Source organism: Pandoraea sp. XJJ-1 (assembly GCF_026802345.1).
Taxonomy (GTDB): domain Bacteria; phylum Pseudomonadota; class Gammaproteobacteria; order Burkholderiales; family Burkholderiaceae; genus Pandoraea; species Pandoraea cepalis.
Genome location: NZ_CP113827.1, coordinates 3,214,209 through 3,237,485, shown reverse-complemented (window position 1 = coordinate 3,237,485; position 23,277 = coordinate 3,214,209). Strand labels below are relative to the sequence as shown.

At 62.6% G+C, this 23,277-nt stretch carries 23 protein-coding genes; 8 read left to right on the top strand and 15 right to left on the bottom strand.

The features are described from left to right. Positions 1-541: 541 nt before the first annotated feature. From OYT13_RS14820 to OYT13_RS14810, 3 genes are read left to right on the top strand one after another with little or no spacing between them, the layout of a single operon-like run. Complete coding sequence (locus OYT13_RS14820) at positions 542-1,837, top strand: glycosyltransferase family 87 protein (protein ID WP_268566488.1); 1,296 nt, start codon at positions 542-544, stop codon at positions 1,835-1,837. A gap of 29 nt (positions 1,838-1,866) precedes the next feature. After that, positions 1,867-2,781, top strand: coding sequence for a phosphatase PAP2 family protein (locus OYT13_RS14815; RefSeq protein ID WP_268566487.1), 915 nt, complete (start codon positions 1,867-1,869; stop codon positions 2,779-2,781). Continuing rightward, positions 2,762-3,823: a glycosyltransferase family 2 protein gene (locus OYT13_RS14810; protein WP_017233464.1), complete on the top strand. Its 1,062-nt coding sequence runs from the start codon at positions 2,762-2,764 to the stop codon at positions 3,821-3,823. Before OYT13_RS14815 ends, OYT13_RS14810 begins: the two co-directional genes overlap by 20 nt. A 4-nt stretch (positions 3,824-3,827) precedes the next feature. Here the strand turns inward: OYT13_RS14810 and OYT13_RS14805 are convergent, their stop codons facing one another. The 4 genes from OYT13_RS14805 to OYT13_RS14790 form a co-directional block, all read right to left on the bottom strand. Then, positions 3,828-4,202: a GtrA family protein gene (locus OYT13_RS14805; RefSeq protein ID WP_150564072.1), complete on the bottom strand. Its 375-nt coding sequence runs from the start codon at positions 4,200-4,202 to the stop codon at positions 3,828-3,830. 3 nt (positions 4,203-4,205) lie between these two features. Then, on the bottom strand, positions 4,206-4,943 hold the full coding sequence (locus tag OYT13_RS14800; RefSeq protein WP_150564073.1) for a class I SAM-dependent methyltransferase: 738 nt from the start codon (positions 4,941-4,943) through the stop codon (positions 4,206-4,208). 178 nt (positions 4,944-5,121) lie between these two features. After that, entirely contained in the window at positions 5,122-5,547 is a 426-nt protein-coding gene (locus tag OYT13_RS14795) for a cupin domain-containing protein (RefSeq protein ID WP_268566486.1), read from the bottom strand. 77 nt (positions 5,548-5,624) lie between these two features. Further along, positions 5,625-6,452: an AraC family transcriptional regulator gene (locus OYT13_RS14790; RefSeq protein ID WP_268566485.1), complete on the bottom strand. Its 828-nt coding sequence runs from the start codon at positions 6,450-6,452 to the stop codon at positions 5,625-5,627. A gap of 213 nt (positions 6,453-6,665) precedes the next feature. On the opposite strand from OYT13_RS14790, the gene OYT13_RS14785 reads away from it, so the two are divergent. Continuing rightward, complete coding sequence (locus OYT13_RS14785; protein ID WP_268566484.1) at positions 6,666-8,003, top strand: DEAD/DEAH box helicase; 1,338 nt, start codon at positions 6,666-6,668, stop codon at positions 8,001-8,003. 199 nt (positions 8,004-8,202) lie between these two features. Here OYT13_RS14785 and OYT13_RS14780 read toward each other — a convergent pair whose 3' ends face one another. From OYT13_RS14780 to OYT13_RS14745, 8 genes are all read right to left on the bottom strand, one after another. Continuing rightward, a complete protein-coding gene (locus OYT13_RS14780) occupies positions 8,203-9,582 on the bottom strand; it encodes an MFS transporter (RefSeq protein WP_268566483.1) in 1,380 nt (459 codons plus the stop codon). Positions 9,583-9,654: 72 nt separating this feature from the next. Beyond that, positions 9,655-10,806, bottom strand: a complete 1,152-nt coding sequence (locus OYT13_RS14775; RefSeq protein WP_268566482.1) for an FAD-dependent monooxygenase — start codon at positions 10,804-10,806, stop codon at positions 9,655-9,657. A 42-nt stretch (positions 10,807-10,848) separates the two neighbouring features. Next, on the bottom strand, positions 10,849-11,628 hold the full coding sequence (locus tag OYT13_RS14770; protein ID WP_150564079.1) for a maleate cis-trans isomerase family protein: 780 nt from the start codon (positions 11,626-11,628) through the stop codon (positions 10,849-10,851). Beyond that, complete coding sequence (locus OYT13_RS14765) at positions 11,625-12,113, bottom strand: acyl-CoA thioesterase (protein ID WP_261938390.1); 489 nt, start codon at positions 12,111-12,113, stop codon at positions 11,625-11,627. Before OYT13_RS14765 ends, OYT13_RS14770 begins: the two co-directional genes overlap by 4 nt. Next, positions 12,110-13,819, bottom strand: a complete 1,710-nt coding sequence (locus OYT13_RS14760) for an AMP-binding protein (RefSeq protein ID WP_268566481.1) — start codon at positions 13,817-13,819, stop codon at positions 12,110-12,112. Before OYT13_RS14760 ends, OYT13_RS14765 begins: the two co-directional genes overlap by 4 nt. Before the next feature lie 29 nt (positions 13,820-13,848). Continuing rightward, on the bottom strand, positions 13,849-14,127 hold the full coding sequence (locus tag OYT13_RS14755) for a hypothetical protein (RefSeq protein ID WP_232424593.1): 279 nt from the start codon (positions 14,125-14,127) through the stop codon (positions 13,849-13,851). Continuing rightward, positions 14,124-14,771, bottom strand: a complete 648-nt coding sequence (locus OYT13_RS14750) for a VOC family protein (RefSeq protein ID WP_268566480.1) — start codon at positions 14,769-14,771, stop codon at positions 14,124-14,126. Before OYT13_RS14750 ends, OYT13_RS14755 begins: the two co-directional genes overlap by 4 nt. 52 nt (positions 14,772-14,823) lie before the next feature. Beyond that, entirely contained in the window at positions 14,824-16,110 is a 1,287-nt protein-coding gene (locus tag OYT13_RS14745; RefSeq protein WP_268566479.1) for an alpha/beta hydrolase, read from the bottom strand. 97 nt (positions 16,111-16,207) lie between these two features. Between OYT13_RS14745 and OYT13_RS14740 the strand changes: the two genes are divergently transcribed. Both OYT13_RS14740 and OYT13_RS14735 read left to right on the top strand, forming a co-directional pair. Further along, positions 16,208-16,978: a TetR/AcrR family transcriptional regulator gene (locus tag OYT13_RS14740; protein WP_232424595.1), complete on the top strand. Its 771-nt coding sequence runs from the start codon at positions 16,208-16,210 to the stop codon at positions 16,976-16,978. A gap of 39 nt (positions 16,979-17,017) precedes the next feature. Beyond that, complete coding sequence (locus OYT13_RS14735; RefSeq protein ID WP_268566478.1) at positions 17,018-17,212, top strand: hypothetical protein; 195 nt, start codon at positions 17,018-17,020, stop codon at positions 17,210-17,212. Positions 17,213-17,337: 125 nt separating this feature from the next. On the opposite strand, the gene OYT13_RS14730 is transcribed toward OYT13_RS14735, so the two are convergent. The 3 genes from OYT13_RS14730 to arsD form a co-directional block, all read right to left on the bottom strand. After that, positions 17,338-18,390 carry an ArsO family NAD(P)H-dependent flavin-containing monooxygenase gene (locus OYT13_RS14730; protein ID WP_268566477.1) on the bottom strand — a complete coding sequence of 351 codons (1,053 nt, stop codon included), beginning with the start codon at positions 18,388-18,390 and terminating at the stop codon, positions 17,338-17,340. 76 nt (positions 18,391-18,466) lie between these two features. Next, on the bottom strand, positions 18,467-20,230 hold the full coding sequence (gene arsA / locus OYT13_RS14725) for an arsenical pump-driving ATPase (protein WP_268566476.1): 1,764 nt from the start codon (positions 20,228-20,230) through the stop codon (positions 18,467-18,469). Between the two features lie 9 nt (positions 20,231-20,239). Then, positions 20,240-21,085: an arsenite efflux transporter metallochaperone ArsD gene (gene arsD, locus OYT13_RS14720; RefSeq protein ID WP_268566475.1), complete on the bottom strand. Its 846-nt coding sequence runs from the start codon at positions 21,083-21,085 to the stop codon at positions 20,240-20,242. Between the two features lie 503 nt (positions 21,086-21,588). Between arsD and OYT13_RS14710 the strand changes: the two genes are divergently transcribed. After that, positions 21,589-22,773, top strand: a complete 1,185-nt coding sequence (locus OYT13_RS14710) for a thiolase family protein (RefSeq protein ID WP_268566474.1) — start codon at positions 21,589-21,591, stop codon at positions 22,771-22,773. Between the two features lie 44 nt (positions 22,774-22,817). Beyond that, positions 22,818-23,234, top strand: a complete 417-nt coding sequence (locus tag OYT13_RS14705) for a DUF6088 family protein (RefSeq protein ID WP_261938397.1) — start codon at positions 22,818-22,820, stop codon at positions 23,232-23,234. The last annotated feature ends 43 nt before the right edge of the window (positions 23,235-23,277 follow it).

Below are 23,277 nucleotides of genomic sequence, written 5' to 3'. Positions count from 1 at the left end.
CTAGTGGAAACCCTTTGTTCTCTTCCGGAAAGTAAGGGGGACTACGGGTCGGGAAATCAGCTAAATACATTCACCGATATCTGTATTGAATAAGGGGTATCACTGACAAAAAATGATCCCATTGATCCCATGGATTTTTTTCTTGAAATAACCATGAAATCCAACAGGCAAGCCAATCTTCACGGGATTTAACGTATGACGATGATCTGGATTAGACACTGGTATTCGTTATTTGTTAGACGTTGCTGAGAATCCTTAGCCAACCTAAAAGATGGGGTATAGAAAGCTGCAGGAAAATGAAGCAAATTTGAAACGCGCAGTCGTCAATTGACCTAAGCAGAAGATTATTTGGGAGAAACACTGACTTGATATTTGTTTGGGAAGCAGCAAACAATGGTTTTCATAAAGCGCACGACATCCCGAGCCGTCAGCAACGACACTCGCCACGCGCTGCACCGTGGCGATGCACAGTCAAATGAAAAACGAAGCGGCATCGGTTTCACGCAAACGTAGCGTTGAAGTGATCTTTCGGGGATTCAGCATGAAGGCCAGACGCCGGACGGACGTCCATCGTGCGCGCACGGTCATGCGGACCGGCATCGGGTCGTCCGCACGCGGCAGCGGCGCCGCGCCGCCGCATTGGCTCGATGTGCGGCGCTTGAGGCTATACCCTCTCACTGCCCTGATTTGCTACGTCATCCTGGTATTGGGATGGATCGTCCGTCGATCCGTCCTTCATCAACCCGATGTACCGCCGCTCGCCCTCGACTTCCTGCCGTTCTGGAGTGCTTCCTATCTGGGGCTTCACGGGCACGCGCTGGACGCCTATGACGTCATCAAGTTGACGCGGATCGAGACCGTCGTCGAACCGTACATGCGCGACCTGAACGGGATATTGCCGTGGTTGTATCCACCCACCATGCTGCTGTTGGTGCTGCCGCTTGCGTGGTTGCCGTACTGGATGGCGTATGGGGTGTTCGCGATTGCCGCGGTGCTGCTGTTCATTCGTGTCGTGCGTAAGATCGCGCCATGGCCACAGGCGATTTGGCCGATCCTTGGGTTCCCCGGCATTGCGTTGGTCCTCGTCGCCGGGCAAGCCGCCTGCTTCACCGCCGGACTCGCCGGGCTTTCGCTCTGGCTCTTGCGTCGGCACGCCGGGTGGGCTGGGGTTTGTGCGGGCTTGCTGTTCGTGAAGCCGCATCTCGCCATTCTTTTTCCGTTGGCCTTTCTTTGCTGCCACGCCTGGCGCGCGCTCGCGGCATGCCTTGCAACCGTCGTGGCAACCTGGCTGCTCAGCCTCGTGGCGTTCGGTCCGGACACCCTGCTGGCGTTCCTGCACGGTGTACAGGCGGCACAAGGGACGGTTGCCGAGGGGCAAGCGCATCTCTTCAGGATGCCGACCGTTTTCATCATGGTCCGCATGATGCATGCGCCGATATGGGTCGCGTATGCCTTGCATGCCGTGGCGGCGCTAGCGGCGGTCGCGGTCGTTGCGAATGCCTGGCGCAAGCCGTGCGCCTATCCCTTGCGCGCCGCCGCGCTCGTTACCGCCAGCCTGCTGATCAGTCCTTATCTCTATGACTACGACATGGTGTGGCTGGGGCTGGTGATCGCGTGGCTATGTGTTCACGGCGTGACGCATGGCTGGCAGGTCGGCGAACGCGAGTGGCTGGTGGTGCTCTGGCTTGCGCCGTTGCTGGGCCTCGTCGTGGTGGATTTTGTCGGCTTCCAGTTCCTGCCGTTCGTCACGTTGACGACCCTCGTCGGCATCCACCTCAAGATCCGTTCCGGAGCACAGGCAGTCCTTACACCACCGATCGGCGGGGTGGCGTCATGAACTGGCTTCGGATCAATGTCTGCGTTGCCTTGGCCGCCGCCATCGGATTGGCCGTGCTGCGGATCGGTATCGTCCCGGGTAGCCTCGTCCTGCCGGCAATGGCCTGCGTGACGCTTGCCGGCGTGTGGCTTGTCTACACGCGTTATCGCCCGGACGAACGGATTCGCACCGCGTGTTCCCAGGTCATCCTCCTGATCGTCTTCAGTCATGTCGCGGCACTGCTCAGCTATGTCGTGGTCGCGACCGATGCGCCGCTTGTCGATGTCACCCTTGTGAAAATGGATGCCTGGCTGCATTTCGACTGGCCGGCCTGGCACGCGTTTGTGCGTGCCCATCGACCGCTGTCACTGGCGCTCGCGCTCGCCTACGCCAGCGGCATGCTGCAGATCGCTTTCGTGGTGGTGTTCCTCTCGTTGACCGGGCGGTTGGTCGAGGTGCGCGTGTTCTCGACGGCCATGGTGTTGTCTTGTCTGGTGACGATCGCCGTCTCGGGCATCGTGCCGGCGGCCGGCGCTTTCGTTCATTTCGGTGGAGACCCGGCGAAGCTCGCCGATCTGACCCATTTCGACGCGCTTCGACAGCATCGACTCGCGGTCGTCGATCTAGGGCAACTTCAGGGACTGATCTCGATACCGTCCTATCACGCGGTGCTGTCGGTCCTGCTCATCCACGCTGCCCGTGGATCCCGGCGGCTCGCTCGGGTGTTCCTGCCCTTGAACCTGCTGGTGATTGTGTCTGCCATCAGCGAGGGTGGTCACTATCTGGTCGATATTCTCGCCGGCATCGGCGTTGCTGTCCTTGCCATCCTCGTCGCGCGTCGTCTCCTTGGCGTCGTGCCGGAAACCACGATGGCGACGCGTCATGTCATCGCGCGCTCAAGCGGCGCTGTGCCGCCCATCGCCCCTTCGGAACAGGGAGTCCCTCATGTCCAAATCCACGGATAAAAAGCGGATATCGCTCGTCGTGCCGTGCTTCAACGAGAGCGAAGCCATCGACCCGTTCTTCCGAAGCATATTGCCGATTCTGGAGGGCATGACATCGATCGCTTTCGAGATTGTTTTCGTCAACGACGGCAGCCACGACGACACGCTGGAGCGACTTCTGGCCTATCGTAGACGCGACGCTCGCATACGCGTCATCGACCTGACGAGAAACTTCGGCAAGGAAGCCGCGCTCACTGCGGGTATTAGCGAAGCGACCGGCGATGCGGTTATCCCGATCGACGTCGACCTGCAGGACCCGCCGGAGTTGATGGTGCGGATGGTGACGTTGTGGCAGGAGGGCGCCGACGTGGTCCTCGCCAAACGAGCGAACCGCGCTTGCGACCCTTACCTCAAACGGGTCACGGCGGGCATGTATTACCGTGTCCACAACTGGCTTTCCGACGTGAAGTTGCCGGAGAACGTCGGCGACTACCGTTTGATGGACCGCCGGGTGGTGAACGCGCTCAAACGTTTGCCCGAGCGACGCCGGTTCATGAAGGGATTGTTTGCGTGGGTCGGATATCGCACTGCCGTCATCGAGTACGAACGCCTGCCTCGCAGCGCGGGTCAATCGAAGTTCTCGGGATGGCGCTTGTGGAACTTCGCGCTCGAGGGCATCACGAGCTTCAGCACGTGGCCGCTGCGAAGCTGGACCTACGCGGGGCTTTCCATTGCACTCATCGCCTTTTTGTATGGATCGTTCATCATTGTGCGCACCTTCATCCTCGGTATCGATGTGCCGGGCTATGCGTCGTTACTGAGCGTGCTCCTGTTCATGGGGGGCATCCAACTGATCGGCATCGGTGTCGTTGGTGAATACGTGGGCCGGATTTACGACGAATCCAAAGGGCGGCCGGTGTACCTGGTGCGGCACCGGTATCAGGGCAGTGGCAAGGTGAGTCAGCTTCCCACGCAGGCGCTGCCGCGCGCTCGCCAAGCCACGACACGCCTGCGTGAACATCGGTCGCACACGGTCGCCGCGAGGCATTGGGGCACGCACTGAGCGTTTAGCGATACGTCCAGTGGCGATGCATCAGGTACGTGACGGGTGGCACTGTCGCTACGACCGTGGCAATGCCGAGCCATGCGGCGCCTCCCATTGTCGCGACGGCGTGCGCAATCGCCGTGGTCATGCTCAGCCCGACCAGTGACACCAACGCGAAGCGGACGGCGTTGGCGTGATCGATGCGCGAGGAGAAGCTCCACAAGGTGTTGAGCAAATAGGAGCAGATCGTTGCGATGCAAAACGCGGCGGCGTTCGCGAATGTTGGTCCGACCGGTGTCGTCGCCAGCAACGTCGCCGCCGTTGCCACGTGCACGCCGGTCGATGCCATGCCCGACATCCCGAAACGAACGAAACGCCCCTGCATCACTGGGGTCATGCGCTAGGGCTTCGCGCGGAGCACCGCCAGCAGCGACACGCCGAACGGCAGGTCGATGAAGGGCAGGATCCAGCGCTCGGCACTGAAGATCCGATACAGCGAGGTGTTGAGCCACGGTGCCGGGACGGTGGTGCCGGAGGCGATTGGGGCGTGAAGGAGCCGATCTTTCATGCGCGCGACGACCGCCAGGGGGAACAGGGCGGTGTTGAAGTAGGTCACGCGCTCGATGGCGAGCCCGGCGGATTCAACGGTCTTTCTCAACGTCTGCCGGCTGTAGCGCCGATGATGGTGCAGCATCACGTCATGCTGGCTCCACATCCATGCGTTCGCGGGCACGGAAACCAGGACGGCGCCGCCCGGCGCGAGGCGATCGCGGACGCATTGCAGCGAAGCGACATCGGGCCCGATGTGTTCCAGGCAGTCGAACAGGCAGACCAGATCGAAGCGGGCGCCCCCGAAGGGCATGTCGTCGGGGCAGTGCCCTTGCCGAATGTCGAAGCGTCCACCGGTCTTTCGACGGGCGATGGCACATGCCTCGGTGTCCATCTCGACAGCATGGACACGCCCGTGGGCGGCAAGCATGTCGAGGTTGCCGCCGGTGCCCGAACCGATTTCCAGAATCGCGGCATTCGCAGGCAAGGACAAGCGACGGATGACATTGCCGAGAATGCTTCTGCGGCCTTGAAACCACCAGTGATGGTCTTCGGTGCCGGCCATATCGAGATAGGCTTCAGGCGACATGGCGTTTTTCTCCCCCCGTAGTCACCACTGCGCCGCAGGTTCGATGGCAGTGTGCGTTCAGTATAGGCAGGCGGCGCGGTCTAAGCCAGACGGTATCGGGTAATCCTGAGTCGATGCCGGCAGGCTTGATGCACAGAAGTTCCAATTTCTTGATCTGACCAGTGCGCCGGAGACCGGCTTAAATCCATTGATCGTTCTCGACGGTACGCTCGCCCGTCGCGCCCTCGCCTGTGTTCACCACACCTCGTGGTTCGATCAGCAGCAGTTTCACTTCTGCATTTGCACTGGGCTTGTGCTCGACGCCTTTGGGCACTACTGTCATTTGACCGGCATGCAGCACGATTGAACCGTCGCCCGAAGGCCCGGTACGAAAATCGATACGCAACTCGCCTTCGAGCACAATAAACGTCTCGTCGGTATCGGCATGCCGGTGCCACAGGAACTCGCCTTCAACCTTCACGACCTTGAACTGATAGTCGTTCATTTCAGCGACGACGCGCGGTTGCCAGTGACCGTCGATCTGCGCAATCTTGCCGATCAGATCGATGGTCTGGCACTGGCCGCGCTCGGCAGGCGCGGCGATGTGGTTCGAAGATTGGGACATCGTTCTCTCCATTCAGGGGGCAATGCGCCGAGGGTACGCATGTTCCTTGCAGCCGTATTGAACGATCGTGGGTGTTTTCAACCGTGCGGGACGCCACCCGCGATCTGGCGCCAGCGCCCCGGCGTCAGCCCGAACGTCCTCGCGAAATGTCGCGTCATGTGGCTCTGGTCTGCAAAACCCGCGGCGACAGCGGCGTGAGCAAGCGTGGTGCCGGCAAGCAGCATGCGGCGTACCATATCGAGGCGCCGCATCGTCAGATAACGATACGGGCTCGTACCGTAGAACGAACGAAAGTCGTGCGAAAGGCTCCAGCGATCACGGCCCGTCGCCACTTCCAGTTCATCCAGCGTGACGACGCGCGTGCAGTTCGTGTGTAGAAAGTCGCGCGCGCGCCGCGCCGCGAAAAAGTCGCCTTTCAAGCCTCGTGGGGGCATGCCGGCAACGGCGGCAAGCGCGTGCGCCAGCTCGGCGAGCGCATCGCTCTGTTCGAGCGGATCGAGCGTAGCTCCGACATGCTGCAGCAACGTGGTGGTCGCAGCAGCAAGGCGCGGATCGGTCGTCACGCCGCCTTCGAGGAACGGCAGCGCGCGTCCGCCGAGCACGTCCTGAAAGAACGCGGGCTCGACGTAAATCATCCGGTACTGGAACCCTTCGTCGGTGCCCGCCTGACCGTCATGAGCCTCGTCGGGATGTAACACCATCGTATTGCCTGGCAGGCCGTTTCGCCGGGCGCGCCGATAAGTGAAACTCTGGACGCCGGCGAGCGTGCGGCCGATCGCATAGGTATCGTGGCGGTGCATGGCATACGCTTTGCCGTGAAACCGTGCTTCGATGCGCTCGACGCCATCTGTCGGCTCGGCGCACTTCACCCAGTCGGGGCGTGAGCGCGATGCTGATCGGTTCATGATGTGTGGCCTTGGATGGCATGAGATGTCGCTAAGCGGCGGGGGCACTCGGGCGCGGTACGGTGCTCAGCCGCTGCTCGAATTGTCGCATGAGACAGCCCACGCGCGACGACACGCTACGGTCGCCGTCGATCTATTTGACCATTGATCTGCCTGCGAGGTGCAACCCGCGCGGTAACCGCTAGAATTACGGTTTTAGCCTGAAATACGTCCATGTCTTTTGCCTCGCTTGGCCTGATCGATCCGTTGCTGCGTAACGTGCAGGATCTCAATTACCAGACGCCTACACCGGTGCAGGCCAAGGCGATTCCTGCCGTGCTCAGTGGCAAGGACGTCATGGCTGAGGCACAGACCGGCACTGGCAAAACGGCGGGCTTTGCGCTGCCGCTGTTGCAACGACTGGTGCAGCACGGCCCGGCGGTGTCGAGCAACCGTGCGCGCGTTCTTGTTCTGGTGCCCACGCGTGAATTGGCTGAACAACTGCTGCAAAGCTTTATCGCTTACGGCAAAGGCCTCGATCTGCGATTTCTGGCTGCCTACGGTGGAGTGAGTCTCAACCCGCAGATGATGAAGTTGCGCAAAGGCGTGGATGTGCTCGTCGCCACGCCGGGTCGTTTGCTGGATCTCAATCGCCAGAATGCAGTGCAGTTTGATCAAGTGCAAACGCTCGTGCTGGATGAAGCCGACCGCATGCTGGATCTGGGCTTTGCGCGCGAACTCAATGCCGTCTTTGCTGCCTTGCCCGCTCAGCGCCAGACCCTGCTCTTCTCCGCCACGTTTACCGATGACATCCGCGCCATGGCGGCGAGCGTTCTGCGCGGTCCGATCAATATCAGCGTCAGCCCGCCCAACGCCACGGCCAGCAAGATCAAGCAGTGGGTGGTGACGGTGGATAAAAAGAACAAGCCGGACCTGTTCATGCACCTTGTGGCCGAGAACCACTGGGATCACGCGCTGGTGTTCGTCAAAACCCGCAATGGCGTCGATTACCTGGCGGCCATGCTGGATGAAGCGGGCTATGCGGTCGACACCATCCACGGAGACAAACCCCAACCCGCGCGCTTGCGTGCGCTGGAGCGCTTCAAGACGGGCGAAGTCCAGATGCTGGTCGCGACCGATGTGGCTGCGCGCGGACTGGATATCGACGATTTGCCGCTGGTGATCAATGTCGATCTGCCGATCGTTGCGCAAGACTACGTGCATCGTATCGGCCGTACCGGCCGCGCGGGCGCCAGCGGCGTGGCGGTGTCCCTCGTATGTGCCGACGAAGCGCCGCAATTGGCCGCGATTGAAGCACTGATCCGGCAAACCCTGCGCCGTGAAGAAGCGCCGGGTTTTGAAGCCGAACACCGTGTGCCGCAAACCAGCGCGACGGGCCAGATCATCAAGAAACCTAAAAAGCCCAAGAAGCCCAAAGTGCCGTTGGCTGCGCCGGTTACGGTGCAGGCGCTCAGCAAAAAGCCGCGCACCAAACCCGCCGGCAAACCCGCTACGGGTTCGCGCAAACCCACCGGAAAACTCGCGGGTGGTCGCGGCAAACGCCGGTCCTGATTTCTACCTTATCGGAGCACCGCCAACAGGGACACGACCGCTACCGTGAAAAGGCAGCGAGGGCGGGTATGGGTCCCTGCGGACGGATCAATATGCAGCCCGCACGCAAGACATCGAGCGGGGCGCGTTGTCCTGCATTCACGAACTGGCCCGACGCAAGCAACGACGTCCGTCGCTACCTCAGGCCGGTTCGCCATCGTCAAATCTCCGAGAGCGACACGGGCGACTGGGTGGTGACGGCCTCACTCTCCACGGCTCGCCCATGCTTTGCGCCCGCGAGCAGAATCCCCAGCGCGGCCAGCACTGCCGGTATCGCGAGAATCATGAACAGTCCGGCATTGCTCCAACCCGCCGCGAGCAGCATGGCGCCACCGAGCGATCCCGCCACCGCCCCGATGCGGCCGATGCCGAGCGCCCACGCCACGCCGGTCGCGCGATTGGATGTCGGGTAATAGGCGGATGCAATCACGTTCGCGCAGACCTGCGAACCGCTCACGCAGAATCCTGTCACGAAGATGCCCAGCGCCAGCCATACCGCATCGCCGGCAATCGCCAGCGACGCTAGCGCGAACGCACCCACGACATAGGCTGCGGCGACCACTTTGTACGGATGGAACCGGTCGATCAGCACGCCCAGCACAATCGCACCCAGCACGCCGCCGCCTTGCAACAGTCCGGCAAATATCGACGCCTGCTTGAGCGTCAGGCCGCTGCGCTCCGCCAGGATCGGCAGCCAATTGATGAGCAGGTAAAGCAACAGCAAACTCATGAAGAATGCGAGCCAGAGCAGCAGCGTGCCGCGCCGGTAGTCGCGATGGAACAGTTGCACCACGGGCGACGACGGGAGGCGATCGTCGGCAGCGGTGTACTGCTGACCGGCCACAACCCGTTGCGGCGCGACGCGCGCCAGAATCGAGATGATCCGCGTCTGCGTGCCGCCTCGGATCGCCAAAAAGCGCACCGACTCCGGCAGCGTGAACCACAGCACCGGCACAAGCGCCAGCGGCAGCAGGCCGCCAACGGCGAGCAAGCCGCGCCAGCCGATCCCCGCCACGAGGTACGCCGTCACTACGCCGCCGAGCGCCGAGCCGAGCGAGAAGCCGCAGAACATCAGCGTGAGCAGAGTGCCGCGACGCCGCTCGGGACTGAACTCCGACGTCAGCGTGATCGCGTTGGGCATGGCACCGCCCAATCCTAGGCCGGTGAGGAAGCGAAGCGCGATCAGCCATTCGACGTTCGGCGCAAACGCCGCCCCTACGCTTGCCGCACCGAACCCCGCGACAGACAAGATCAAGACACGGCGGCGTCCGATACGGTCCGCCATCGGCCCGCTACAGAACGCGCCCACCATCAGTCCCAGCAGTCCGGCGCTGAACAGGGGGCCGAGCGAGACCATCGACAACTGCCATTCGGCGCGAATGTGAGGGGCGATAAAGCCGATGATCGCGATGTCGAACCCGTCCAAAGCCACGATCAGGAAGCACATCGCGCTGATCATGATCTGGAAGCGCGACACTGGGATCGCGTTGATGAAGTCCCGTACGTCCACTGACGTGTGCCGGGTGTCTTGCTTGTCCATGAAAGTGTCTCCTGTCTCGATGCGGCGATACGATGTCGCCCTTCATGTGGATGTGATGAATGAGGCTGGCAGCTATGCGGCGCGCCCGTGCACCGGGACGGCGGCATTGGTCTCTACTTGTGCGATGAACGCAGGATCTCGCCGACGAAGGTCTTCGTGACTGACGCGTCCCGTGCGCAGCATGTAGTCGTATGCAAAGCTCACGGGATCGAGGTGCATGCGCTGGCCAACGGACTCGTACCAGTCGAGGCTCCGTCTGGCGGCGTCCTGAAAGCGATCAGAGGCACCGCGACGGCTTTGCTCGAACGATGCGAACGCCGCTTGCACGTCATCCCGATGCGCCGACAGCGCTTCGAACAAGGCGATGGCATCCTGCATGGCCATGCGCGTGCCCGAGCCAAGCGAGAAGTGCACACTGCGCAGGGCGTCGCCAAGCAGAATCACGTTGCCGTGCGACCAGCGCGCATTGCTGACCACCCGTGCCTGAAACCAGTTCGACCGGTTGGTCAGCAACGAATGACCTTGCAGGTCGTCGGCAAAGATCTGCTCGCAGAACGCGCGGCTCTCGTCCTCGGCGGCGGTGTCGAGGCCGCAGCGCTGCCATGTCTCGGGATCGACCTCCACGAGGAACGTTGAGCGATCGGGACTGTATTGATATGCGTGCGCCATGAACACGCCGTGCGGCGTCTGACGGAAGATCAACGACACCGGGTGGAAGAGCTGCGACGTGCCGTACCACGCGAACTTGTTGCGTCGCTCGTCGAAGCTCGGCATGAAGTGTTCGGCCAGATGGGTGCGCACGTCGCTGTTCACGCCGTCGGCGGCGATGATCACGTCGGCGTCGGGGAGTTGGGCCGGATCGGTGACGTGGCTTTGATAGCGAACATCGACACCTGCTTGCGCGCAGGCTTGCTGTAGTACGCGCAGCATATCGATGCGGGACGTGCGCGAAAAGTGATTGTTGCTCAGGCGCACCGGCACGCTTTGATGCACGATCTCCATGTAATCGCAGCGGGTATGGTGCGCGGTGAACTTGCGGAAGAATGCCTCGTCCGCCTCTTTCAGGAACGCAAGTGCAATGTCCGAGAAGACAACCCCCCAGCCATAAGTGGCATTGGCGGCGTTGCGCTCGTGCACGACGATCTCGTCGTGCGGATGACGCTGTTTCATCAACAGCGAGAAGTACAGGCCGGCAGGCCCGCCACCGATGACGGCGATTCTCATGATGGGCTCCTTGATTTTTGACTGGCGAAGATGGCGGGGGCGTCAGGCTATACGTGTCAGTGGTCGTGCGCTCGGCACGGCCAGCAGGGCACCGGCGTTGGGCACCTCAGGGGCCAGACCGAGGTGATCGAGCATCTGGCGCACCGTACTCACGGCGGTCGACGTCACGGGAAGGCCGAGCCGGTCCTGCGCGATCTGGATCGCAGGCAGCGACGGCATCTGCACGCAGGCGGACAGCACCACGACGTCTGCATTGGCCGTATTGAGCCGCTTGACGTCGTTGAGCAACTGCATGGGGTCGCGGCGTCCGACCTCAAGGTTGTCGGGAATTTCGAACGACAGAGCATCGAGCACCTCGATGCCCTCGTGCTCGATATACTCGACCACAGCTTGCGTGAGCGGCTTCATGTACGGGGCCATCAGCGCGATCTTGCGCGCGCCCAGCGTCTTCAACCCGGCGACGAGTGCACCGGCCGACGTCATGATGGCGGCTGTGCAGTGGTTCTCGCGGCTGACGCGGCGCAGGTCCTCCTCAACCTGGCGGTGGTAGCCCGGCCCCATCGCCATGATGGCCACGAGGCAAGCGGTACTCATGACATCCACACGCGCGTCGGCGAGTTCGGCGGCACAGCGCAGGCCCTCGGCGTTCATCGCCGCAAGTTCCTCTTTCACCACGCGATGCATGCGCATGCGGCTCGAATGGAAGGTGAAGCGCTCGGGCAGGACCTGTTCACGCGCGCGCAGCATGGCGGGAATCTCGGTCTCCATCGTGGTGTTGGAACTGGGCACGATCTGACCAATGCGAAATGGGGTAGGCGTCATAGGGTGATGTCTCCGGCGAGTGAGGGGGCTGCGGCGTGTTCGTTGCGGGCTCGGTATTGTTCGAGCGCCGCGCGCAGCACCGACGGCATCTCGATCGACTCGCGCGCGCCGCGCTGGATGCAGATCGGCGTGAGTCGTGCAATGAAGGCGATGTCGTTGTCGGCTTTGCGCGCCGTCATCAACAAGGTGAAGGTTCGGGTGCGAACTTCGGCGACTTCCACGGTGACGTCGAACGCGTCGTCCGGCCAGAGCGAGCGGTGGAAGTCGAATGTCAGCGCGCGGGTGGGGGTGCCGAATCCGTGTCGGTTCTTGACGGCCTGTGGTGTGCCGCCAAAGAGCGATCCATAGAACAATTCGGCGATGGAGATGACATAGTCGGAAAAGGTCGCCGTGTAGACGACGCCAGCCGGGTCGCACTCGCCCCATCGTACCTGACGGCGCACTACGAAGGGCTGCTCGCTCACCACGTATTCGGTGCTGATCATGCGTCCGCCTTTGCCGTCTGGGCGGTGGTGGTACGCGCGGTTTCGGTGGCAAGGCGTTCGGCGATGGCCGCCCGCAGCGATGCCTTGTCGACCTTGCCGACGCGGGTCACCGGAAATTCGTCGACCGTCTCGATACGCTCCGGGCACTTGAACTTCGCCAGCCCCTGGCCGATGAGAAACGCGGCGAGTTCGGTGACGGAAGGCGCGACATGTCCGGGGCGCAGGATGAGATAGACACAACCCCGCTCGCCGTAGATCGGGTCGGGCATGGCGACCAGCTTGGCGTCGGCAACGGCCGGATGATGGCTGACAAACGCTTCGACCTCTTCGCAGCCGATCTTCTCGCCACCGCGATTGATGTTGTCGCGCAGACGCCCTTCGAAGGCGAAGCAGCGCACGCCGTCGATGACCTTTTCCGTGACCATGTCGCCGGTGCGCACGAAACCGTCCGGCGTGAGCGTCTGCGCCGTTGCGTCGTGCGCCTTGTAGTAGCCGCGCAGGCTCGACGGTCCACGAAAGCAGAGTTCGCCTGCGGTACCTGCTTCGGCGGGCGTATCCGTGCCCGGAAACAGCACACGAATATCGTCGTCGTCGCACCCGGATAGCCCTTGCGTGTGGTGACGCAACGTCGCTGGCAGATGCGCGCCGGCCCCCATAAGCAGGCCTTCGGTCGTGCCGTAGAGGTTGAAGCACGGTACGCCGAGGTGGGCTTCAAGCGAGTCGGCGCGGCTCATCGTGCCGAAGAGTTGCAGCGACGAAAGATCGTGTTTGCCAACATCCTTGTACGCGATCATTTGCGGTGCGACTGGCCCGATGGAGAGGCCATGCGTGACGCGGTGCATCTCGATCAGCGTGAGCATGCGGGCGATGTCGACACGGGGCATCAGCACGGTCGTCATGCCGGTTGCCACGGTGGACGCAAGCACGTAGAGCTGGCCGGCGTTGTGCAGCAATGGCAGCGACCAGATCATGCGGCTGTGTTCGGACATGCCGATATGGCGCATCCATGTCAGCGAGTGACCGATGTACTCCGCATGAAAGCGTGGGATGATCTTCGGCACACCGGTCGTGCCGCCCGAGAGTTGGAAGCTCAGCACGTCCTCGCTACCGATGCGAAGGTTGCCCAGCACGTCGCGCGCGCGCTCGAGTGGCATCGCGTCGATAAGACGTTCGATGGCGTGATGGCCGGTGCCGGCACGATCATCCTGCTTCCCGCGCGCCACCAGCAGATGCTCCAGCGACGCGTGCCGCGCCATCATTTGACGGGCAAACCCGACGAGATCGAACGCGGAGAAATCCGCTTGCACGAAGTAGCCGCGCGCCTCGGACTGTGAAACCAGTTGGCCGATTTCCACTTCACGGTATTGCGGCACCGCACACACGGGAACGACGCCCGCCTTGTAGGCCCCCATCAGTGCGACGACGGTGTCGACGTTGGTGCCCATTTGGAAGACCGCTCGGTCGCCCGGGCGCAGGCCCAGTTCGATGAGCGCCGCACCAAGCCGTTCGCTGCGCGAGTCGAGTTCGACGAAGGTCAGCGTAGCCTCATCACTGAGGTAGGCCGAGCGTGCCGGGACACGCGCGGCGGTCGCCCGCAACGCGTCGCCGAGGGTGGTGTCGACCCAGGCGTTCGACGCGAAATAGCGCTGCGCCAGGTCCGGCGGACAGTACGTCACGCCGTCGATACGGTGATAAATACCGCTCATAGTGTCTCCTGCACGTTCCGGTGGCGACGTTATGCGCGCGGGGCGATCCGCACGATGTCGCGTTCATAGCTTTCGATTCGGCCGTCGAGGCCGCCCGTGAACAATCCGTACCAGACGGCGGGCTTCAGGCCCAGTGCGCGACGCTCGAAAGCAATCGGCACATCGCTGGAAATCACGGTGTAGTCGCCGCGGGCTTCGACCCGGCACGACGGCAACTGCCGTGCGGCTTCGGTCAGCGGCGCAAATTCGGGCACATTAAGGACGAAGATTTGCAGCGGTTGGCGGGGCTGTGGCGTTTGAGTCCTCATGACTGACGCTCCCCATGCAGACGTTGGCCGAGGCGCTGAGCCTTGCGTTGCCAAACGGTGTCGATGCAGGTGAAGGGGGCGCCTCCTGCGAGGGCTTCATCTTCGATTTCCATGGCGGCCTCGAGCGTGGCCGACGCGTCGCGCGCATCGATGCCTTCCAGCGCGCGCAGCTTGCGGGTGATCTCGATGAAGTAGCCGTTCGGGTCGCGAAAGTAAATCGACTCGATCACCTCGTGCGCCGTCTCGGTCGAGACTTCCACGCCACGCGCTTCCAGCCGGGTCTTCCAGGCCCGCAATGCCTCCGGGCTGTCGACCCGCCATGCGGTGTGCGTGGCGTCGAATACGTGGTCGTCGGGCAACGGTGCCCGGCCAGGTCGATTGGCGAGGGACACCGGTTCCTCACTGCCGAGATAGTAGAAGAAGGCGATCGTGCTGCCGTGGCCGCTATCGAAGAAGAAGTGCAGGAAGTCGGGGTGTGTTGCCGGCCCCCAGCCGCGGGCGGAAATCGTGTGAATCAGCGGCAGGCCGAGAATGTCACGATAGAACTCGACCGTTTGCCGCAGTCGCCAGGTCGGCCGCGCCGTGTGATCCACGCCGTGCAGACGCAAGGCGAGATCGGCTGCGGGGATGTCGTTCAACTTCATGTCGGGTCTCCCGAAGTTCGGTAGTGCATTGGGGGGGTAGGGGCAGGGCGTGTCATTGCGGGAAGGTCTCGCGCAGCCAGTCTTGCAGCAGGCGACCGGCGATGTAGCGTCCGGCTTCTTCGCCATCGGCCAGCGCGCGGCCGTGGTGGTCGCCGCGTACACGCCGGTGCGACTTCCGCGTCGAGCCGAGACTGGCGTAGATGTCGGCGATGACGCTGGGAAAGCAGGCCTGATCGCCCGTGTACTCGATGAGCAGCGTAGGCTGCACGATGGCCGATGCGGTTTTCGACAGCAAGGCGTTCGAGGACAACCCCGACCATGTGGAGAGCCACGCCTCGGGAGAGCAGACGCGGCCGAAACCGACCGAACCGTAGTTCGAGGTGAACGGATCGCTGCCCCAGAGTGAGCCGAAACGCCGGTCGGACGGGTCCAGCGTCAGATCGAAGCAGCGCAGGTCGGCGTCGGTTCGCCAGATCGTCATCACGGGCGTGTGCGCGGCTATGCGGCGCAGGCGTGCGTCGGTCCGATCCGAGTCGTGTTTGAGGCGCTCGCGTGCGCCTTGACGCGTCGCGATGAGATCGCGCGCCATGGCGTCGAGACGCGCCACACGAGCGGTTTGCGCGGCCCGGTAGCGCGCTACGAAGTCGGCGTTGTAACGTGTCGCGGGGGCGACCCCCGACTGCCGCGGCGAGAACCCGTTGGCAGGGTCGAACGGGTCGAGCGTCGGGTCGACGGATAGCGCATCCTGCTCGTTGGTCACCGACGGATCGATGCAGGTTTGCAGCAGGGCACCTTGTCCGGGGTGGGGGGCGACGAAAACCACACCGTCGATGGCCGGCATGTCGAGCGAAGCCAGTTTCGTCGGACGTCCGCCTGGTGTGCGCTCGATTCGCGCTTCCGGCGCCAGCCCGGATTGCTGCGCGTAGAGGGCGTAGAGGCCACTTCCGCCCGAGTTGCCGAGCAGGATGATGCGTTTGAACCCCGCCTCGCGCAGGAATCGCATGCTGGCGGCGACGTCGTAGAGCGCGAACTCATGTTCCAGCCGCATGTCGTTGCCGACGGATCGCGGGGCCTGTGTCCATGCGGCATAGCCGGCATTCACGATATCCGGGATCAGGTAATGACATGCCATGAACTCACGCGGATGCATGATGCAGACAACAGTATCGGGCGAACCTTCGGTATAGAGTGCGCCGCTCGTTGCCGCGCCGTCTGCCGTGCGAAGGACGACATTACGCGTCGTCGCGCCCAATGGCAGATCTCGCGGATTCCAGTCCGTGTTGAGAAATCCCGCCGTCGCGCCGTGACCGACGTTACGACCTTGCAGTTGTTGACTCATCTCCTCACCTCCTTTTTTACATATTAGTCCAGTTTTTTACGAATGAGTAAACATTCGTGTTGAAATTTGACGGAGATGTAAAAAAGTCTGGGGCGAAATGCTTGCGGGGCTTTGCGCTGCAAGGGAATTTGGTTATCGTTGGGGTTTTCTGACGCCTGCGTCAAAAGAGGAACTGAAGGTCGTCATGAGCAAAGCACAGACAAAGAGCGACGCGTTGCGGGAGAACATTCTGGAGGTCGCAACGCGGCTGTTTATCGAGCGGGGTTTCGACGGGACGAGCTTCAACGACATTGCGGATGTCGTGGGCGTGAGTCGTCCGGCGCTGTACTACTACTTCAAGAGCAAGGAAGCGATTCTCGAAGTGTTGACCACGGTGGTCACGCGCGCGGCGGGGGAGTTGGCCTCCGAGGCGTTACCGGAGGATTTGCGGCAACCGGCCGCGATGTTGCGGCATCTAGTGTTGCGGCATGCTCATCTGATCCTCACGCATCCGTTGCAATTTCGTGTGGTGGAGCGCAATGAGGACAACTTGCCGCTCAAGCAAAGGAAGCTCGCCGAGCAATCGCGGCGCGCGGTGCTTGAACAGTTCCGGCAGGCGATTGAGTTGGGTATCGAACGCGGTCAGTTTCGTATGATGGACGCCAAGGTCGCCGCGTTCTCGATCATCGGCATGTGCAACTGGACAGCCTGGTGGTTCACGCCGTCCGGCCCGCGCAAGGCTGACGAGATCGCGGAGCAGATTGCCGACATGGCGCTGCGCTCGGTCGAGCAAGATGCGGGGCGGCAGCTCAGCGAGCAAAGTGTGGCGGGCGTGTTGAAGCTATTGCGAGACGATATTGATTTGCTCGAGCGACATGTCAAGCCGTAAGTGAAGGGGACTACCAGCGAGCTATGTGACTCGATTCTGATGACCCGCAACGAAGTCGAACTTCATTGGCAGGAAAAAAAGCGCGACAGGACTTTTGATCGTTTCCCAATTCAGCTCGTCCGTAGCGACGCGGCGCCGAGCGCATCGGGCGGGGTGGTCGAGGCGTTGATGCAATGGGACATCGATCAGTGGATGCTCGAATCCATCGCCTTTCAAGTGCGTCGCCCTGTGTAATGGCTCATGGCCGGTGGCGCACACACGGGAAAGGCCGAAATCGGCTGTGGATTCAACCGGTCATTCGCAAGCGGCTCCATATGGCCTTGCGAGCGTCCGCTTAACGCGAAGGAACGGTCCTGTTTTCATCGTACATATTGGACTATGTTCCCCGCCGCCTCTCGAGCGCTACGCATTACACCAATGAGCGTGGCCGACGCAGCCCCGCACCACTCTCCGTAGCCAACCAACCACAAGCGTTCCTCGTTTCGGGCGTGCGTCCCATCTGTCCTTGGTAATCCGTCGCCGTCGCAGATCTGCAGCGGGTCAAGATGTCTGAGTGCGGGGCGGAACCCTGTGCACCAGATCACGACATCGACGCAGGAGTGCGTGCCGTTGCTCCACACGACGCCGTCTGCATCGAAGTGGTTGAACGGACGCATTGAGTGCAGAACGCCTCGCGCACGCGCGTCGCGTACAGGCGGAACCATGACGATGTCGCCCAAACCGCCCACCGGCGCCGTCATCGTGTGCCCATCGCGAAGCGCCTGCCATTTGGCTGTCGCGCGTTCGAACAAGACTCGGCCATCCACGTCATCTGGAAGAAAAGCGGGCTCCTGCAACGTCACCCACATAGCGTTGCAGACTGTCGATACCTCCGCCAGGATTTGCGCACCCGAGTTGCCGCCGCCCACCACCAGCACGTTTTTTCCGCGCAGATCGTCCGGGTTGCGATACTGCGCCGAATGCATTTGGCGACCTCGAAAGATCTCGCGTCCAGCGTAGTCTGGGATATAGGGTGCGCTCCACGTACCGGTCGCGCTCACCACTGCCTTAGCCAGCCATTCCCCACGATCAGTGGTAACCAGCAAGCCATTCTGTACACGTGAAACGGATTCGACATGAACGGGGCGCCGCACTGGGAAGTGATAACGATCCTCGTATCTCGCCAGATAGTCGATGACCTCGTTGCGCGTCGGGTACGTGTCTTGTGATACGGGCATCGGCCAGCCTGGCAGCGAACTCCATTGCGCCGGCGAAAACAGATGCAGCGAGTCCCAGGTATGTCGCCAGGCGCCTCCGGGGGCGCTCTGGTCATCCAGCACGATATGGTCGAGTCCCGCACGGCGCAGGAAGTAGGAGGTGGCAAGCCCGGCCTGGCCACCTCCGATGACTACGGCGTTAATGTCTGTAGGCATGCGTTTTCGTTCCATCTCCTGATTCGAATTTCAGCGGTGTCGCAGCCTATTGCGCTTCAGGGCGGTGGTCGGCGCACTACGTGGCCGCCCGCGACGTGATCACATGCTTGAGGCCGGCTGCCCCGACCGGTGCCTCGGCAAGCCACGGAATCAATGCGGTGCGCTGCGCCAGATTGTCCGCCACGCGGCGCACGAACGGCACCTCGCAAGTCCCTCGCTGACATAGCATCGGATCGGTCGTGCCGCTCGCCAGCAACGACTGGTTGATGACCCACGCGTATGGCGATATCCCGGCGCGCGCGAGGTCGGCGCGCAGGCGCTCCGCTTCGTGAACCGGCGTCGCTTCCGGCAACGTGACGATGAGGATTCGGCTGTAGTCCGGGTCGCGCAGGCGCGGCAGCAACTGACGGACCGACTCCGGCATGTCACCCTGTGTACGCATCACTTCGCGGTGATAGGCCTCGGCTGCATCGAGCAGCAGGATGGTGTGCCCGGTGGGCGCGGTGTCCAGAACCACAAAGCCGGATTTGCCTTGATCGACGGTACGCGCGAAGGCCCTGAAGATGGCGATCTCTTCGGTGCAGGGCGAGCGCAGATCTTCTTCGAGCATCGCCCGGCCGCCCGCGTCGAGATGCGATGCCGCTTTGCCCAGCACTTCCTCGGTGTACTGCTGCACTTCGCGCGCCGGGTCGATGCGGGTGACGCTCAGCCGAGGCACGACGCCATCGACGGTGGCGGCTACATGCGAGGCCGGGTCGGTGGTTGAGAGGATCACGTCGTGTCCACGGCCCGCCAGCGCGACGGCGATAGCTGCCGCTACGGTAGTCTTGCCCACGCCGCCTTTTCCCATCGTCATGATTACGCCGTGGCCCGTGGTTGCCAGCTCGTCGACGAGTCTCCCCAAGCCCGGCGGCAAGGCGGTTTCGGGCATCCGGCGCTCGGTCGGCATGCGCACGCGCTCGGGATGCGCCATGTCGCGCAGCGCGTCCAGGCCGACCGTGCCGCGCGGCAGAAACGGAGTGCGCGTCTGCGGCAAGCCAGCCAGTTCTCGCGGCATGTCGGCCAGCGCCTGCTGCGCACGCTGCGCCATGGCGGTCGCGATGGCGTCGTCACGCCGGTCCGTGGCAAAGAGCCCATTGATGGCCAGCACCTGGTTGTGAATGCCGAGTTCGGCCAGTTCGTGCCGCGTGCGATTCGCTTCGCGCAACGCCGCAACTTCCGGGCGACTCACCAGAACGACGGTGGTCTGCGCTGCGTTCGAGAGGCGTTCGACAGTCGCCGCGTACAGCGCCTTCTGTTTCTCTAGCCCGGCCAGTGGCCCGAGGCACGAGGCGCCCCCAGTCGACGACGAGATGAACTCGTTCCACGCCGACGGCAACGTCAACAAACGTAGCGTGTGGCCCGTCGGGGCGGTATCGAAAATCACGTGATCGAAATCGACCGTTGCCGCCGGGTCGCCGAGCAGTTTGGAGAATTCGTCGAAGGCCGCTATCTCGACCGTGCAGGCCCCGGAAAACTGTTCCTCCATGTTGCGGATCGCCGCGGCAGGCAAGACGCCGCGATACGGCCCGACCATGCGTTCCCGGTAGGCCTGCGCGGCGGCTTCGGGATCGATATTCAACGCGAACAGGCCCGCGGCGCCGGGCACTGCCGTCGGCAACTGACTCAGGCCGACGCCAAGTACCTCGTCGAGATTGGAGGCCGGATCCGTGCTGACGATGAGCACCCGCTTGCCGGCATCCGCTAGGGCGAGCCCCGTGGCACAGGAAAGCGATGTCTTGCCGACGCCGCCTTTTCCGGTGAAGAACAGATATCGGGTCTGCGTTTCAGGAAGGGACATGAGCGCCCCCTAGCAGCAGCCTGAACCCGGCGTGCAGCAGTTGCCGGCCTTGATGTGCGGCTTTTCCGCCGCAGTCGGCGCAATGCCGAGTTTCTGCGCGAGTTGCTGGCGGGACGGATACATGCCCGTCGATACGATGTGGCCGTCGATCACGAGGATCGGCAGCCGTTCCATACCGGCTTCCATTTCCTTGACCACCGCCGCGTTGGCGGCGAACGCTTGCGGCGCCTGGCCGAGGTTGTAGCGGGCCACGGTGACGCCGTGCGCGTCGACCCACTTCAGGTCAGCAGCGAATTGCGCCAGCACGGGGTCCACGTCCACACCGCAAACGCCTGTCGAGCAACACATGGCGGGATCAAACACTTCGAGTTTCTTCATGGCAGGCACCTTGGAGCCATCGGGATTCAGCGGTTTCCACAAGCACGGGTGCGTCTGCGGGCAGAGATGAGTGAATTCGGGCAGAGCGCGGATCGCTTCGGGAATGTGGTTTCGCTCGATGCGAATGAACCCGCGCCGTGCAAAGAATGTGTGGGCGGATTCGTCGTTCAGAATAAGGTACAGCGCGCGCAGCGATCGCGTTTGCGCTAGCGCAATAGAAGCGTCGATAAGGCGACTACCGAGACCGGACGCGCGCAGCCGCGGGTGAACAGCGACCGAACGCAGCAGGGCCGCCATGCCGGCTTGTTCCAGTCCCGCCACCCCGACAATCCCGGCGTCGCGCACGGCGACGTGGAAGCCGTCGAGGCTTTGCGTCGTGAGGTCGCTGGCGGGTAGCCCACAGGTGTCCAGCAACGCGCGGATGGCATCGAAGTCGGTGGCGGCTGCCGGGCGAATTTCGTCATCACGTGTGCTCATGCCGATGCTCCTCTACGGTCATTGCCGGGACATCACGGACATGTCTGTCGGAGGGTGATGCATCGCGCCCGGATCGTGTCCAGCTATCGCATCGTGCCCATAATCGCACAACTGGGGCATCGAACCCGTCGTGCAGCGCGGCGACGAGGCGCACCTTCCGCAGCGAATTTGCCCCAGTGCTTCCTGCAATAGCCCCGGGCGTCGGCGCTCGGGTTCGACAGAGCATCCAGCGCAAACGGGTTGATACGGCCGCTTGGCGCGCTGCCGGCGCCATACGTGTCTTGACATACGTCAAGAAGGCCACGACTGCCTCTGCCATCATAGAAGGCCGTCAACGCGGAAACAGAACCGCACGGGTGCCCAGGGATCCGGACAAGCCTGTAGTGTCATCTGAACCTGAAGAAAGGCGGGACGGTCCTTAACACCCTCGTACCGGGACTGCATTGGCCGGCATCATCTTCCGTATTACCTGATTCCGCGTCATTCCTTTGAGGAGCAAGGTCATGAGCAACGTTGAAGTGGTCCTATGCAGCCCTGTGCGTACGGCGATCGGCACCTACGCCGGGACACTCAAGGACGTGCCAGCGCCGACGCTTGGCGCTGCCGTTATCCGCGAAAGCCTCGGGCGCGCTGGATTGGCCGCCGACAAGGTCCATTCGCTGGTCATGGGCAATGTGATTCAGGCCGGCGTAAAAATGAATCCGGCGCGGCAGGCGGGCATCGGCGGGGGATTGCCGGTCGACGTTCCGGCGCTTACGGTCAACCGCGTCTGTGGGTCGGGAGCGCAGGCCATCGTCAGTGCGGCCACCGAAATCTGGGCCGGCATGATCGAGTGCGCGATCGCAGGTGGCATGGAAAACATGGATCGCAGCCCCTATCTGCTACCGCAAGGGCGCTGGGGCGCTCGAATGGGCGACGTGACGTTGTTCGACAGCATGCTGCTCGACGGGCTCAATGACGCCTTCAGCGGTCAGCATTCAGGCTGGCACACTGAGGATCTCGTAGCAAAGTGTGGCATCTCTCGTGAAGACCAGGACCGTTGGGCGCTGCGATCTCAACAGCGCTTCGCGCAGGCTCAGGCAGCTGGACGCTTCGATGCTGAAATCGTGCCGTTGGAGGTGCCAGGTCGCAAAGGCCCAACGGTGTTCGACCGCGACGAGCACAATCGGCCGGATACCAGCGCCGAATCGCTTGCCGGGCTCAAGCCGGCCTTTCGCAAGGACGGGACGATTACCGCAGGCAACGCGCCCGGCCTGAACAGCGGCGCGGCTGCGATGGTCGTCGCCGAGCGGGGCTGGGCCGAACGCAATGGCCTGACACCAATGGCCCGGCTGGTCAGTTATGGCGTGGGAGCGGTGGAGCCGGGTTTCTTCGGGCTGGGCCCGATCCCCGCCGTGCGACAGGCTATTGCGCGCGCCGGCTGGTCTATATCCGACGTGGATCGCGTAGAAATCAACGAGGCGTTCGCGGCCATCGCACTGGCGTGTCTGCGCGAGCTGGGCTTTGCGGAAGACGTTGTAAATGTAGAGGGTGGCGCGATTGCTCATGGACATCCGATCGGTGCGAGCGGCGCTGTGCTGACTACGCGACTGTTACATCAGATGCAGCGTGGCGGCGGTCGGCGCGGGATCGTGACGCTTTGCATTGGCGGAGGACAGGGCATCGCGCTGGCACTCGAACTGCTGTGAACGCTCGTAGCGGTTGCGCGCGCAAGCCATGACTCGTTGAAGCGGTGAACCTGCGAGACAAACTGAAAACATCGCTCCGTAAGCGGAAAGCGGATGTCTTTCTGCGGGCCGACTTCGCGCAAATGGGGAGCGAGGCACAACTTAGCCGCGCGCTGCGGGAGTTGGTTGACGAGGGCACGATCGTCAAGTTAGGCGTCGGGGTGTACGCCAAGGCCAAACCTAGTGTCCTGTCCGGCAAACCAATCCCCGTGCGTCCGATCGAAGTCTTGGCACCGCAGGCGCTCAAGAGGCTTGGCGTTAGGGCATACCCAAGCAGAATGGTCGCCGCTTACAACGCTGGTGACACCACTCAGTTGCCAACGAGTGCTGTCGTCAATACGGGGAATCGCCGCATCGCCCGCAAGCTGGGGTTTGGTCGGCAATTCATTCAGTATGAGAGCGATGTCGGAATCGCCAATTGAGCGTATCGGCGCATCGGTCACGGGAAAATATCTCGGCGGCGCC

Excerpts from the sequence above, each read along its gene's own strand:
- OYT13_RS14820 (WP_268566488.1), top strand. The coding sequence starts at position 542 with ATGAAGGCCAGACGCCGGACGGACGTCCATCGTGCGCGCACGGTCATG.
- OYT13_RS14810 (WP_017233464.1), top strand. The coding sequence starts at position 2,762 with ATGTCCAAATCCACGGATAAAAAGCGGATATCGCTCGTCGTGCCGTGC.
- OYT13_RS14805 (WP_150564072.1), bottom strand. The coding sequence starts at position 4,202 with ATGACCCCAGTGATGCAGGGGCGTTTCGTTCGTTTCGGGATGTCGGGC.
- OYT13_RS14800 (WP_150564073.1), bottom strand. The coding sequence starts at position 4,943 with ATGTCGCCTGAAGCCTATCTCGATATGGCCGGCACCGAAGACCATCAC.
- OYT13_RS14795 (WP_268566486.1), bottom strand. The coding sequence starts at position 5,547 with ATGTCCCAATCTTCGAACCACATCGCCGCGCCTGCCGAGCGCGGCCAG.
- OYT13_RS14790 (WP_268566485.1), bottom strand. The coding sequence starts at position 6,452 with ATGAACCGATCAGCATCGCGCTCACGCCCCGACTGGGTGAAGTGCGCC.
- OYT13_RS14785 (WP_268566484.1), top strand. The coding sequence starts at position 6,666 with ATGTCTTTTGCCTCGCTTGGCCTGATCGATCCGTTGCTGCGTAACGTG.
- OYT13_RS14780 (WP_268566483.1), bottom strand. The coding sequence starts at position 9,582 with ATGGACAAGCAAGACACCCGGCACACGTCAGTGGACGTACGGGACTTC.
- OYT13_RS14775 (WP_268566482.1), bottom strand. The coding sequence starts at position 10,806 with ATGAGAATCGCCGTCATCGGTGGCGGGCCTGCCGGCCTGTACTTCTCG.
- OYT13_RS14770 (WP_150564079.1), bottom strand. The coding sequence starts at position 11,628 with ATGACGCCTACCCCATTTCGCATTGGTCAGATCGTGCCCAGTTCCAAC.
- OYT13_RS14765 (WP_261938390.1), bottom strand. The coding sequence starts at position 12,113 with ATGATCAGCACCGAATACGTGGTGAGCGAGCAGCCCTTCGTAGTGCGC.
- OYT13_RS14760 (WP_268566481.1), bottom strand. The coding sequence starts at position 13,819 with ATGAGCGGTATTTATCACCGTATCGACGGCGTGACGTACTGTCCGCCG.
- OYT13_RS14755 (WP_232424593.1), bottom strand. The coding sequence starts at position 14,127 with ATGAGGACTCAAACGCCACAGCCCCGCCAACCGCTGCAAATCTTCGTC.
- OYT13_RS14750 (WP_268566480.1), bottom strand. The coding sequence starts at position 14,771 with ATGAAGTTGAACGACATCCCCGCAGCCGATCTCGCCTTGCGTCTGCAC.
- OYT13_RS14745 (WP_268566479.1), bottom strand. The coding sequence starts at position 16,110 with ATGAGTCAACAACTGCAAGGTCGTAACGTCGGTCACGGCGCGACGGCG.
- OYT13_RS14740 (WP_232424595.1), top strand. The coding sequence starts at position 16,208 with ATGCTTGCGGGGCTTTGCGCTGCAAGGGAATTTGGTTATCGTTGGGGT.
- OYT13_RS14735 (WP_268566478.1), top strand. The coding sequence starts at position 17,018 with ATGACCCGCAACGAAGTCGAACTTCATTGGCAGGAAAAAAAGCGCGAC.
- OYT13_RS14730 (WP_268566477.1), bottom strand. The coding sequence starts at position 18,390 with ATGCCTACAGACATTAACGCCGTAGTCATCGGAGGTGGCCAGGCCGGG.
- arsA (WP_268566476.1), bottom strand. The coding sequence starts at position 20,230 with ATGTCCCTTCCTGAAACGCAGACCCGATATCTGTTCTTCACCGGAAAA.
- arsD (WP_268566475.1), bottom strand. The coding sequence starts at position 21,085 with ATGAGCACACGTGATGACGAAATTCGCCCGGCAGCCGCCACCGACTTC.
- OYT13_RS14710 (WP_268566474.1), top strand. The coding sequence starts at position 21,589 with ATGAGCAACGTTGAAGTGGTCCTATGCAGCCCTGTGCGTACGGCGATC.